A 12,531-nucleotide genomic window follows, 5' to 3' on the forward strand; every position below is an offset into this window, starting at 1 on the left:
CGGTCTGACACATCGCATTCGCCAGCAAGCCGGCTCCCACAGGAACTTGGGACACCGCAAACAATCAATCAGGATTCGGCAATCAGCCAGTCCAGCCGCCAGTCGCCTTTGGTCTGCGCCAGCTTTTCGGCCAGCCATGGCAGCAGCTCACGCAGTTCTTCCTCCAGCCCCCACGGCGGGTTGGCAATCGCCATGCCGGAGCCGTTGAGGCTGTTCGGCGTGTCCAGCGGGTGCACCAGCAACTCCACGCGCAGCAGCTTAGGCGCGCCGGTTTCGGCCAGTTCCTGATAGAAACGCTTGAGCGCACGCTGGTCCTTGATCGGGTACCAGATGGCGGCGACGGTCTGGCGCATGCGACCGATGGTTTCCTTGAGGGCCACCGAGCAGCGTTTCATTTCGTCCAGCTGCTCGAACGGCGGATCGATCAGCATCACCGCGCGCTTTTCCTGCACCGGCAGCAAGGCACGCGGCACATGCCAGCCCTCGCCCAGATGCACGGCCACGCGCTTGTCGTATTTCATGTTGTCCTTGAGCAGCGCACCGTCTTCCGGGTGCTTCTCGTTGAGCAGCACGCGGTCCTGCTCACGGGTCAGGCGCCGCGCCAGTTCGGGCGAACCGGGGTAATAGCGCAGCTCGCCAGTCTTGCGGTTCATGTGTCGCAGCACGTCCATGTAACCGGCGGCCATGGCCGGCACGTCCTCGGCATCCCACAGACGCCCGATGCCTTCGATCCACTCACCGGTGCGCGTGGCCTGATCGCCCTGCAGGTCATACAGGCCGATGCCGGCGTGGGTGTCGAGATAGGCCAGCGGCTGCTCCTTGCGCGACATCAGCGCGATCAAGCGAGTCAGAACGATGTGTTTGAGAACGTCGGCGTGATTGCCGGCGTGGAAGGCGTGACGGTAGTTCATGGCGGCTCCTGGAAGGCTGCGGAGTTTAGCAAAACAGCCCGCCTTGCGCAGACCGCTCATGCCCTCGCCGACCGGGATGCCTGAACGACAGGCAAAAAAAGCCCCGGTTAAGCCGTTACAAAACCGGGGTTGAGGGACTTGCGCGGGCCAGAGGGTGACCAAACCGTCACCCGCGCAATTTTGAGTGGGGCCATTATGCCGAGTTAACTAAATGGTTACATAGCCAAAACCGACACGCTGTTGTGCATGCCAGACATTGCCGACGACAGGTATTGCCGAGCGTGCGGCGCGCTACCAGAATCGGTTCAACCTCAATAAAAGGAGCGAGCGTCATGATGCATGCAGACCTGATCGACCAGGACGATCTACTCGGTCAACTCAGATCCATTGGCTTTGAAATGCCATCAGGCGCCACCGCAGAACAGGCCTGCGCCCAGGCCGTATGCGGCCTCAACGACGACCGCGCCCGGGCTTTGCGCCAACTGGTGGAAAAAATGCTGATGGGCAGTGCAACCATCCTGCCGGCCGTGCGCCAGGCCATCGATCAGCAACTGTTGCCAGCGTTGGCGACGTATAACAACACTCGCCCTCACTGACCTTTCAAATTGTGGGAGCCGGCTTGCTGGCGAATGCGCAGGGTCAGTGACATTGATATCCACTGACCGATCCGGTTCGCCAGCAAGCCGGCTCCTACAGGTAAACGGTGTTCGTCTTTACAACCTCACACTCGCAAACGTCGATTCGTTGCGCGCCTGGCTCAGGGCCGAGAGCGGGCCGGACAATGGTGCCAGCACCATGGCCTGCGGAATCGGCATCATCGCCACTTGCTGTGCAGTGTTGGAACCGACGCGTTCGTCACGCGGTGGAATGCCGAAGTATTCGCGGTAGCACTTGGAGAAGTGCGGCGTGGACACGAAGCCACAGACCGACGCCACTTCGATGATCGACATCGGTGTCTGCTTGAGCAACTGACGCGCGCGGATCAGGCGCAGCTTCAGGTAGTAGCGGGACGGCGAGCAGTGCAGGTATTTCTGGAACAGCCTTTCCAGCTGACGTCGCGACACCGACACGTACACCGCCAGTTCGTCGAGATCGATCGGCTCTTCCAGGTTGGCTTCCATCAGCGCGACGATTTCCTGCAGTTTCGGCTGGTTGGTGCCAAGCATGTGTTTGAGCGGCACGCGCTGGTGATCCTGTTCGTTACGGATGCGCTCATAGACGAACATTTCCGAGATCGCGGCGGACAGTTCACGGCCGTGATCGCGGCTGATCAGGTGCAGCATCATGTCCAGTGGCGCGGTGCCGCCGGAGCTGGTGAAGCGGTTACGGTCGAGGGTGAACAGGCGTGTGCTCATGGCCACCCGTGGGAAGGCTTCCTGCATCGCCGCCAGACATTCCCAGTGCACGCTACAATCGAAGCCGTCGAGCAGGCCGGCGCAAGCCAGTGCCCAACTGCCGGTGCACACCGCGCCGAGGCGACGGGATTGGCGAGCCTGGCTCTGCAGCCAGCTGACGTGTTCGCGGGTAACAGTGCGTTGAATGCCGACGCCGCCGCAGACGATCACGGTGTCCAGCGAAGGAGCCTTGTGCATGGCGGCGTCAGGGGTGATCTGCAGGCCGTCACTGGCCCAGACCTGACCGCCGTCGACGCTGAGGGTGGTCCAGCGATACAGCTCACGGCCGGACAGCTGGTTGGCCATGCGCAGGGGTTCAACCGCGGAGGCGAGGGAAATCAATGTGAAATTGTCCAGCAGCAGGAAGCCGATGGATTGAGGCGCACGGTTCTGGGGTTGGGCCCCGGAGTTGAACGAAGTCATCACGGTATCTCCTCACGCGAAAGCGGTTGATGGCCCCAAGTAGAGGCTTCTTGTTGTTTTGCCCTCGCTACCGGAGAGCTTTGCTATTGCAACGCAAATGCCATGCCTAAAGTTGAATGGACATTCAATAAACCCTGATAACGACGTCGCGATGCGTCTATTCGGGAGCGACATGAGGAGTCGATTAGCGACCTATCGATCGCAAAGCCACGGAAATGGCTGGAGGGATGAGCAATTCGGTAGCACTTGTGTGAACTGCCGAATTGCCAGCAGGGGTCAAGTGTCACCCCATGCACGGCGGACGAACGGTACAGCGGGTAACGTCCCGTGTGGCATGGCGTTGCGCCATGTCCACACAATGAACGCGCCAAAAGGCGGCGGCGGGTTTGAAGCGTGATCTAAAAGCGAGCAGTGGGTGAATGACAACGCATTATCCTGTGGGAGGGAGCCCTGCTCGCGAACGCGTCAGTTCACACACAACAACTTCAACTGACACATCGCTTTCGCGAGCAGGGCTCCCTCCCACGGCCTGCGGCCAGAAACCTGCGCTACCTCAACACTCCACCGCACTGACCGCCAACCCGCCACGGGATGTCTCTTTATATTTGTCATGCATGTCGGCGCCGGTGTCGCGCATGGTGCGGATGACGCGATCCAGCGAGATAAAGTGTTTGCCGTCGCCACGCAGAGCCATCTGCGCGGCGTTGATGGCTTTCACCGCCGCGATGGCGTTGCGTTCGATGCACGGCACCTGAACCAGACCGCCGACCGGATCGCAGGTCAGGCCCAGGTTGTGTTCCAGACCGATTTCCGCCGCATTGCACAGTTGCTCCGGAGTGGCGCCGAGGATATCTGCCAGGCCCGCCGCCGCCATGGCGCAGGCCGAGCCGACCTCGCCCTGGCAGCCCACTTCCGCGCCGGAGATCGAGGCGTTCTTTTTACAGAGGATGCCGATGGAGGCGGCCCCCAGGAAGAAGTCCACGACGTTGGCTTCGCTGACTTCATCGCTGAATTTGACGAAGTAATGCAGCACCGCCGGGATGATCCCGGCCGCGCCGTTGGTCGGTGCTGTGACCATACGGCCGCCGGCGGCGTTTTCTTCGTTGACCGCCAGGGCGAACAGGTTGACCCACTCCATGGCGTTCAGCGTCGAGCCGATCACGTTGGGCTTGCCCAGCTCCTGCAAGCTGCGGTGCAGACGCGCGGCACGACGGCGCACGTTGAGACCACCCGGCAGCACGCCCTCTTCTTTAAGGCCGTGCTCCACGCAATCCTGCATGGCACGCCACAGCCGCATCAGGCCGGCGCGAATCTCGTCTTCACTGCGCCAGACCTTTTCGTTGGCCAGCATCAATTCCGACACACGCAGCCCGTGCTTCTCACACAGCATCAGCAATTCGTCGGCGCTGGAGAAATCGTAAGGCAGCACGGTGTTGTCGGCATCCAGCACACCGCTGGCAGCCTGGGCCTCATCGACGACGAAACCGCCGCCGACCGAATAATAGGTGTCGCGGTGCAGCTCACCTTCTACCGAGAAAGCGATCAGCGTCATGGCGTTAGGGTGATACGGCAGATTCTCGTCGAGCAGCAGCATGTCGCGCTGCCAGACGAACTGCACCGGGTGATTGCCGTCGAGCTTGAGGGTGTCGGTTTCACGCAACTCGGCGATGCGCTGACCGATCAGCGTCGGGTCGATTGCGTCCGGCCATTCGCCCATCAGGCCCATGATCACCGCGCTGTCGCTGCCGTGACCGACACCGGTCGCCGACAGCGAGCCGTACAGCCGCACTTCGACGCGATTGACCTGCGCCAGGTGGTCGCGTTCACGCAGGTGCTGAACGAACAGTGCCGCTGCGCGCATCGGCCCCACGGTGTGGGAACTGGATGGGCCGATACCGATCTTGAACAGGTCGAACACGCTGATAGCCATTAACCGCAAGCCTCCGAAACAGGGTTTCCGGCACGCCAGGCGGCCGGCGACGGAGCTGCTACGCTGAAGCTGCGGTCCGTCGAGATAGCGGCATCATCAGCCTTTTATTTCGTCGGGCGGCGTCTCATTCCGACCCACTCATGCCCACAAACGTCGCGCCGTATCAGGAGCCTGTCCCCAGAAAGAAACGCCACTGTTTTCGACACTTTTTGCCGCACAGACACTCGAAAAACCCGCGGCGGGCGGGGAAAAAATCTGTAAGCGACGTCACTGACACTGGAAGCGACCCCCTCTGTACTGGTTACGACGCCCCCTGTAGGCGTTTGATTTTCGCTGTTACATGATCGTTATCGACTCAATCGCCACACGCAGTGATAGAGCTGTTTTCCCTTTTGACTCGCCGACACCAAAAAAACGCGCCAGCCCCGGCTGGTGACGAGAAGAAAACACCTGAGGAGTCCAAACCATGAAAGGTTCACATAAGCTGTTGCTGGGCGTCGCGCTGAGTCTGCCCCTGATGGCCCAGGCAGCCGAGCCTGCAGCTTGCCAGATGGTCAATTTCTCCGATGTCGGCTGGACCGACATCACCGCAACAACAGCAGTCACCAGCGTTGTGCTGCAGTCCCTCGGTTACAAGACCAAGACCACCATGATTTCCGTTCCGGTGACTTACAAGTCCCTGGCCGACGGCAAGAACATGGACATTTTCCTCGGCAACTGGATGCCGACCATGGAAAACGACATCAAGGCCTACCGTGATGCCGGCACCGTCGAAACCGTGCGCGCCAACCTGGAAAACGCCAAGTACACCCTGGCAGTGCCTCAGGCGCTCTACGACAAGGGTCTTCACGACTTCGCCGACATCGTCAAATTCAAGAAAGAGCTGGACGGCAAGATCTACGGCATCGAGCCTGGCAACGACGGCAACCGTCTGATCCAGAGCATGATCGACAAGAACGCCTTCGGCCTGAAAGACGCCGGCTTCAAGGTCGTCGAATCCAGCGAAGCGGGCATGCTGTCGCAGGTCGACCGTGCATCCAAACGCGGCACCGACGTGGTGTTCCTGGGTTGGGAACCGCACCCGATGAACACCCGCTTCAAGATCAAATACCTCACCGGCGGTGACGATTTCTTCGGCCCGAACTTCGGCCAGGCCACCGTCTACACCAACGTGCGCAAGGGCTACACCAGCGAGTGCGCCAACGTCGGTCAACTGCTGAAAAACCTGTCGTTCACCTTGCCGATGGAAAGCTCGCTGATGGGCAACATCCTCGACGACAAGATGAAACCCGACGCCGCCGCCAAGGCGTGGCTGAAGAAGAACCCGCAAATCCTCGACACCTGGCTGGCGGGTGTCACCACAGTGGACGGTAAACCAGGCCTGGAAGCCGCTAAAGCCGAGCTGACGAAGTAACTCGACAGGCAGGCGGGCCATGCCCGCCTGTTGTCATCATTTCCTCCCGCACGCGGACACCCGATATCATGCTGACTGATCACAAAATACCACTGGGCCAGTACATTGCCGGCTTTGTCGAATGGCTGACACAGCACGGCGCCAGTACCTTCGACGCCATCGCCTCCTCCCTCGAAGCCATGATCCATGGCCTGACCGCCGGCCTGACCTGGTTCAACCCTTACGTCCTGATCGCCCTGATCGCCGCACTCGCCCACTTCATTCAGCGTAAATGGGGCCTGACCGTTTTTGTCGTACTGTCGTTTCTGCTGATCCTCAACCTGGGTTACTGGCAGGAAACCATGGAAACCCTGGCCCAGGTGCTGTTCGCCACCCTGGTCTGCGTGGTCATCGGCGTGCCGCTGGGCATCGTCGCTGCGCACAAGCCGTGGTTCTACACCGCGATCCGCCCGGTCCTCGACCTGATGCAGACCGTACCGACTTTCGTGTACCTGATTCCGACCCTGACTCTGTTCGGCCTGGGCGTGGTGCCCGGTCTGATTTCGACGGTGGTGTTCGCGATTGCCGCGCCGATCCGCCTGACCTATCTGGGCATCTGCGATGTCCCGCAAGAACTGCTCGACGCCGGCAAGGCCTTCGGCTGCTCCCGCCGTCAACTGCTGTCCCGTATCGAACTGCCCCACGCCATGCCAAGCATCGCGGCCGGTATCACCCAATGCATCATGCTGTCGCTGTCGATGGTGGTGATCGCGGCGCTGGTGGGTGCCGACGGCCTGGGCAAACCCGTGGTCAACGCACTGAACACTGCTGATATCGCCCTGGGCTTCGAAGCCGGGCTAGCGATCGTATTGCTGGCGATCATGCTCGACCGTATCTGCAAACAACCCGACGCTAAAGTGAGGGCCGACGCATGAGCATCATCAAATTCGACCAGGTAGACGTCGTCTTCTCCAAGGACCCGCGCGAGGCTCTCAAGCTGCTGGATCAGGGCCTGGCGCGGCCGGAAATCCTGAAGAAGACCGGACAGATCGTTGGTGTCGAAAAAGCCAGCCTGGAAATCAACAAAGGTGAAATCTGCGTCCTGATGGGCCTGTCCGGTTCGGGCAAGTCCAGTCTGCTGCGCTGCATCAACGGCCTCAACACGGTCAGCCGTGGCTCGCTGTTCGTCGAGCACGAAGGCAAGCAGATCAACATCGCCAACTGCACCCCTGCCGAGCTGAAGATGATGCGCACCAAGCGTATCGCCATGGTGTTCCAGAAGTTCGCCCTGATGCCTTGGCTGACGGTGCGCGAGAACATCAGCTTCGGCCTGGAAATGCAGGGTCGCCCGGAGAAGGAACGTCGCCAACTGGTCGACGAGAAACTCGAACTGGTCGGCCTGACGCAATGGCGCAACAAGAAGCCCGACGAGCTGTCCGGTGGCATGCAGCAGCGTGTCGGCCTGGCCCGCGCGCTGGCGATGGACGCCGACATCCTGCTGATGGACGAACCGTTCTCCGCCCTCGACCCGCTGATCCGTCAGGGTCTGCAGGACGAACTGCTGGTCCTGCAGAAAAAACTGCACAAGACCATCGTGTTCGTGAGTCACGACCTGGACGAAGCGCTCAAGCTCGGTACCCGCATCGCGATCATGAAAGACGGCAAGATCATCCAGTACAGCGTGCCGGAAGAGATCGTGCTCAACCCGGCGGACGAATACGTGCGGACCTTCGTGGCCCACACCAACCCGCTGAACGTGCTGTGCGGTCGCAGCCTGATGCGTCCGATCACCGATTGCACGCGCATCAACGGCTCCCAGGTGTGCCTGGACCCGGGCGACGATTCGTGGATCGACCTGGCCGACGGCAACACCATCAAGGGCGCGCGCAAGCATGGCGCAGTCCTCGACCTGCAAAGCTGGGAACCGGGTCAGGCGGTGGAAAACCTCGGCCGTATCCCGACTGTGGTGAACTCCAACATCGGCATGCGCGAAGCGCTGCAGATCCGCTACCACACCGGCAACAAGCTGGTGCTGCAAGAGAACAACAAGCTGGTCGGCATTCTTGGCGACAGCGAGCTGTACCACGCGTTGCTGGGCCGTAACCACGGCTGAATACGCTTTATGTAGGAGCTGGCTTGCCCTGCGACCGGCTGCGAAGCAGTCGTAAACCCTGTGTATGCGGTATTGCTGACACTGCCAATGCGTATGGTTTACGGCGACTTTGTCGCCGGTCGCAGGACGAGCCAGCTCCTACATAGGTCGCGGGAACAGCCGCGTTCATTCACATGATGATTCAAGGCTCTGAACCGGCGGTTTCACGCGGTTTTCCGCACGCCCACGGTTTTTTGTTGATTGAACGTTCAATTAAAAGGAAATAGACTGAACGCCGTTTATTCAGTCATTCACGCTCACTGACGAGCTTCGGAGACCCGCACATGCCCAAGGTCGGTATGCAACCCATTCGCCGCCAACAACTGATCCAGGCCACGCTGTCAGCGGTCGATCAGGTGGGCATGGGCGACGCCAGCATCGCGTTGATCGCCAAGCTGGCCGGGGTCTCCAACGGCATCATCAGTCACTACTTTCAGGACAAGAACGGCCTGATCGCAGCGACCATGCGCCACTTGATGAACGCACTGATCGTCAACGTCGCCGAACGGCGCCAGGCGCTGACCGATGACAGCCCGCGGGCGCATCTGAAAGTCATCATCGAGGGCAACTTCGATGCCAGCCAGGTCAACGGCCCGGCGATGAAAACCTGGCTGGCCTTCTGGGCCACCAGCATGCATTCGCCGTCGCTGCACCGGTTACAGCGGATCAACGATCATCGCCTGTATTCCAACCTGTGCTGCCAGTTCCGCCGGGTGTTGCCGCTGGACGACGCGCGCAACGCCGCCCGTGGTCTGGCGGCGCTGATCGATGGTTTATGGCTGCGTGGAGCGCTGTCGGGCGATGCGTTCGATACCGATCAGGCGCTGAAGATCGCCTTTGAATACATGGATTTCCAACTGGCGAAAGCGGCGGACTGAAGCCGCTCGCCTGACCCGGTCAGCGCTGCGCCAGACGCCGCCGACCGCCACTCACACTGAACAGCGAGGACTCTATGGCCCGTTTCGAACTGCAAAAACTCTACATTGACGGTGGTTACGTCGACGCCAGCAGCAACGCGACCTTCGAAGCCATCAACCCGGCCAACGGCGAAGTCCTCGCCACGGTTCAGCGCGCCAGCAAGGACGACGTTGAAAAGGCGGTGGTCAGTGCAGAGAAAGGCCAGAAAATCTGGGCAGCCATGACCGCCATGGAACGTTCGCGGATCCTGCGCCGCGCGGTCGATATCCTGCGCGAGCGCAATGACGAACTGGCCGAGCTGGAAACCCTCGACACCGGCAAGGCGATTTCCGAAACCAAATACGTCGACATCGTCACCGGCGCCGACGTGCTGGAGTACTACGCCGGTCTGGTGCCTGCCATCGAGGGCGAACAGATTCCGCTGCGCGCCTCTTCATTCGTCTACACCCGTCGCGAGCCGCTGGGCGTGACCGTCGGCATCGGCGCGTGGAACTACCCGATCCAGATCGCCCTGTGGAAATCTGCACCGGCCCTGGCCGCCGGCAACGCGATGATCTTCAAGCCCAGCGAAGTGACTTCGCTGACCACCCTGAAACTGGCCGAAATCTACACAGAAGCCGGTCTTCCCGACGGCGTGTTCAACGTACTGACCGGCAGCGGCCGCGAGGTCGGCACCTGGCTGACCGAGCACCCGCGCATCGAGAAAGTCTCGTTCACCGGCGGCACCGACACCGGCAAGAAAGTCATGGCCAGCGCCTCCAGTTCGTCGCTCAAGGAAGTGACCATGGAGCTGGGTGGCAAGTCGCCGCTGATCATCTGCGACGACGCCGATCTGGACCGCGCCGCCGACATCGCCATGATGGCCAACTTCTACAGCTCTGGTCAGGTCTGCACCAACGGCACTCGCGTGTTCGTGCCGAGCGCGCTGAAGGCTGCGTTCGAAGCGAAAATCGTCGAGCGGGTCAAGCGCATCCGCGCCGGCAACCCGCTGGACGACAACACCAACTTCGGCCCGCTGGTCAGCTTCGCCCACATGGAAAGCGTGCTCGGCTACATCGCCAAGGGCAAGGCTGAAGGCGCACGCCTGCTGGCCGGTGGCGAGCGTCTGAGCGAGGGTGATTTCGCCAACGGTGCGTTCGTGGCGCCGACCGTATTCACCGATTGCACCGACGACATGACCATCGTCAAAGAGGAAATCTTCGGCCCGGTCATGAGCATCCTCAGCTACGACAGCGAGGAAGAAGTCATCCGCCGCGCCAACGACACCGAATTCGGTCTGGCCGCCGGTATCGTCACCCGCGACGTCACCCGCGCGCACCGCGTGATTCATCAACTGGAAGCGGGCATCTGCTGGATCAACGCCTGGGGCGAATCCGACGCGAAGATGCCAGTCGGCGGTTACAAGCAATCCGGCGTGGGCCGCGAAAACGGCATCAGCTCGCTGGCGCAATACACCCGCCTGAAATCGGTGCAGGTCGAGCTGGGCGATTACGTGTCGGTGTTCTGACCACCTGATTTCAATCGCGACCTCGATCAACTGTAGGAGTGAGCTTGCTCGCGATAGCGTCGGCACATCCGGCATCAGCGGATGCTGACAGACAGCTATCGCGAGCAAGCTCACTCCTACAGGCCTTGTTCACCTATTCGAAAGGGGAGTGTTCCATGTCCCAGGAATTCGACTACATCATCATCGGCGCCGGTTCCGCCGGTAACACCCTGGCCACGCGCCTGACCGAAGACGCAGGTGTCAGCGTCCTGTTGCTGGAAGCCGGTGGTCCGGACTACCGCGCCGACTTCCGCACCCAGATGCCCGCCGCGCTGGCGTTTCCGCTGCAAGGCCGTCGCTACAACTGGGCTTACGAAACCGAGCCCGAGCCCCACATGAACAACCGCCGCATGGAGTGCGGTCGCGGCAAAGGCCTGGGCGGTTCGTCGCTGATTAACGGCATGTGCTACATCCGCGGCAACGCCATGGACTACGACGGCTGGGCGAAGAATCCGGGCCTGGAAGACTGGAGCTATCTGGACTGCCTGCCGTACTTCCGCAAGGCAGAAACCCGTGACATCGGCCCCAACGATTACCACGGAGGCGAAGGCCCGGTCAGCGTGACCACGCCCAAAGCCGGCAACAACCCGCTGTTCGCCGCCATGGTCGAAGCAGGTGTGCAGGCCGGTTATCCGCGCACCGACGACCTCAACGGTTATCAACAGGAAGGCTTCGGCCCGATGGATCGCACGGTCACGCCGGGTGGCCGTCGCGCCAGCACCGCCCGTGGCTACCTGGACGAAGCGAAGAAGCGCGACACCCTGACCATCGTCACCCACGCCCTGACCGACCGCATTCTGTTCGACGGCAAGCGCGCCATTGGCGTGGCCTATCTGGTCGGCGACAGCGACACCCGCATCGAAGCCCGCGCGCGCAAGGAAGTGCTGCTGTGTGCCGGTGCCATCGCCTCGCCGCAGATTCTGCAACGCTCTGGCGTCGGCCCTGCCGCGCTGCTGAAAAAACTCGATATCCCGCTGGTCCACGACCTGCCTGGCGTCGGCGAAAACCTGCAGGACCATCTGGAGATGTACCTGCAATACGCCTGCAAGGAACCGGTGTCGCTGTACCCGTCGCTGCTGTGGTGGAACCAGCCGGCCATTGGCGCGAAATGGATGTTTCTCGGCAAGGGCATCGGCGCCAGCAACCAGTTCGAGGCCGGCGGTTTCATCCGCTCCCGCGAAGAGTTCGAGTGGCCGAACATTCAGTACCACTTCCTGCCGGTCGCGATTAACTACAACGGCAGCAACGGCGTGCAGGAGCACGGTTTCCAGGCCCACGTCGGTTCGATGCGCTCGCCGAGCCGTGGCCGCGTGCAGGTCACGTCGAAGAACCCGCGCGAATACCCGAGCATCCTCTTCAACTACATGTCCACCGAGCAGGACTGGCAGGAATTCCGCGACGGTATCCGCCTGACCCGCGAGATCATGGCCCAGCCGGCGCTGGACAAGTACCGTGGCCGCGAAATCAGCCCCGGCATAGACGTGCAGACCGACGAGCAGCTCGACACCTTCGTGCGCGAACATGCCGAGACCGCGTTCCACCCTTCGTGCTCGTGCAAGATGGGCACCGATGACATGGCCGTGGTCGATCATCAGGGCCGCGTGCACGGCATGCAGAGCCTGCGCGTGGTCGATGCCTCGATCATGCCGTTGATCACCACCGGCAACCTGAACGCGCCGACGATCATGATCGCCGAGAAAATCGCCGACCGGATCCGCGGCCGCCAGCCATTGCCGCGCAGCACCGCCCGGTACTACGTCGCCGGTGATGCCCCGGTGCGCGGCAAGCCGATGCGTGAGGTCAAAACCCCGGCCTGAACCTATAGGAGTGAGCTTGGTCTGGGCCGCACTCGGACGATTGCGTC

The 12,531-nt window shown here is 61.4% G+C and carries 10 protein-coding genes; 7 read left to right on the forward strand and 3 right to left on the reverse strand.

What is annotated here, in order from left to right:
- Nucleotides 1–68 precede the first annotated feature (68 nt).
- On the reverse strand, nt 69–911 hold the full coding sequence (locus ACIPL0_RS00795) for a 23S rRNA (adenine(2030)-N(6))-methyltransferase RlmJ (RefSeq protein WP_400594800.1): 843 nt from the start codon (nt 909–911) through the stop codon (nt 69–71).
- 332 nt (nt 912–1,243) lie between these two features.
- Here ACIPL0_RS00795 and ACIPL0_RS00800 point away from each other — a divergent pair, with 332 nt between their 5' ends.
- Nucleotides 1,244–1,507, forward strand: coding sequence for a hypothetical protein (locus ACIPL0_RS00800; RefSeq protein WP_400594797.1), 264 nt, complete (start codon nt 1,244–1,246; stop codon nt 1,505–1,507).
- A 117-nt stretch (nt 1,508–1,624) separates the two neighbouring features.
- Here the strand turns inward: ACIPL0_RS00800 and ACIPL0_RS00805 are convergent, their stop codons facing one another.
- Nucleotides 1,625–2,728: a GlxA family transcriptional regulator gene (locus ACIPL0_RS00805; protein ID WP_400594794.1), complete on the reverse strand. Its 1,104-nt coding sequence runs from the start codon at nt 2,726–2,728 to the stop codon at nt 1,625–1,627.
- A gap of 553 nt (nt 2,729–3,281) precedes the next feature.
- The gene (locus ACIPL0_RS00810; protein WP_400594791.1) at nt 3,282–4,658 is read right to left on the reverse strand and encodes an L-serine ammonia-lyase; all 1,377 of its coding nucleotides are present in this window, start codon (nt 4,656–4,658) and stop codon (nt 3,282–3,284) included.
- A 466-nt stretch (nt 4,659–5,124) separates the two neighbouring features.
- Between ACIPL0_RS00810 and ACIPL0_RS00815 the strand changes: the two genes are divergently transcribed.
- From ACIPL0_RS00815 to betA, 6 genes are all read left to right on the forward strand, one after another.
- Nucleotides 5,125–6,072 (forward strand): choline ABC transporter substrate-binding protein, encoded by a 948-nt coding sequence (locus ACIPL0_RS00815; protein WP_400594788.1) that lies wholly within the window; start codon nt 5,125–5,127, stop codon nt 6,070–6,072.
- A 65-nt stretch (nt 6,073–6,137) separates the two neighbouring features.
- Nucleotides 6,138–6,986 (forward strand): choline ABC transporter permease subunit, encoded by an 849-nt coding sequence (gene choW, locus ACIPL0_RS00820; protein WP_400595193.1) that lies wholly within the window; start codon nt 6,138–6,140, stop codon nt 6,984–6,986.
- Nucleotides 6,983–8,164: a choline ABC transporter ATP-binding protein gene (gene choV / locus ACIPL0_RS00825; protein WP_400594785.1), complete on the forward strand. Its 1,182-nt coding sequence runs from the start codon at nt 6,983–6,985 to the stop codon at nt 8,162–8,164. The genes choW and choV overlap by 4 nt, the downstream gene beginning before the upstream one ends.
- 323 nt (nt 8,165–8,487) lie before the next feature.
- Complete coding sequence (betI, locus tag ACIPL0_RS00830) at nt 8,488–9,081, forward strand: transcriptional regulator BetI (protein ID WP_400594783.1); 594 nt, start codon at nt 8,488–8,490, stop codon at nt 9,079–9,081.
- Nucleotides 9,082–9,155: 74 nt separating this feature from the next.
- Nucleotides 9,156–10,628 carry a betaine-aldehyde dehydrogenase gene (gene betB, locus ACIPL0_RS00835; protein ID WP_400594780.1) on the forward strand — a complete coding sequence of 491 codons (1,473 nt, stop codon included), beginning with the start codon at nt 9,156–9,158 and terminating at the stop codon, nt 10,626–10,628.
- A 155-nt stretch (nt 10,629–10,783) separates the two neighbouring features.
- Complete coding sequence (gene betA, locus ACIPL0_RS00840; protein ID WP_400594777.1) at nt 10,784–12,484, forward strand: choline dehydrogenase; 1,701 nt, start codon at nt 10,784–10,786, stop codon at nt 12,482–12,484.
- The last annotated feature ends 47 nt before the right edge of the window (nt 12,485–12,531 follow it).

This window comes from Pseudomonas sp. NPDC090208, assembly GCF_044746785.1.
GTDB lineage: Bacteria > Pseudomonadota > Gammaproteobacteria > Pseudomonadales > Pseudomonadaceae > Aquipseudomonas.